This window comes from Oleiphilus sp. HI0132, assembly GCF_001635845.1.
Genome location: NZ_LWGJ01000828.1, coordinates 1 through 583, shown reverse-complemented (window position 1 = coordinate 583; position 583 = coordinate 1). Strand labels below are relative to the sequence as shown.

General features: G+C 43.4%; 1 protein-coding gene. It reads left to right on the top strand.

Going from position 1 to position 583, the window contains the following annotated elements:
- A partial coding sequence (locus tag A3766_RS30865) for a hypothetical protein (RefSeq protein WP_197479482.1) occupies nucleotides 1-516 on the top strand: 516 nt, incomplete at its 5' end.
- Between the last annotated feature and the right edge of the window lie 67 nt (nucleotides 517-583).

Below are 583 nucleotides of genomic sequence, written 5' to 3'. Positions count from 1 at the left end.
AATACTGCAATAGAGCTTGAAGCACTGGAGCGTTTGGATAAGCTGTTAGCGGGTGATTTTAATATCAATGAGGTGTTTAAGCTTTGCTTGCAAGGGCTTCATAAAGGCATCGGCCTTGAGCGCGTCGCCTTGGCAATATTTGATAAAGAGCACCAGAGGGTAGTCGTTAAATATGCTTCAGGGCAGAGCACGGAGAAGTGGCGAGAGAAGTTTGTTGTTCGATATGAAAGAAGCCGTTCGGGTTTCTTGTTTAACCTGTTTGAACGTGATCAGGCTGCCTGGATAGGTAACTCGGACTACCAGCACATAACGCAATTTATATCGCCCGAATACCTAGGTATTACAGGTCAGAAAAGGTTTTTTATATCGCCTTTAGCCACTGTCCGTAAACGAATCGGGTTTATCTATGCGGATATGGGGCAGACTTCGAGAGAGCTCAATACAAGTTATTTTGAAGGCTTTCATCGGTTTTTAGATAAGTCTAAAGAAGCGCTAACAATTCTTGCAGCACGCTAACTCAATTGCTTCTCGATGTCGCTTATTGTCGCAAAACCATCTTCTACCGAGAAGCTAATATCCAAAT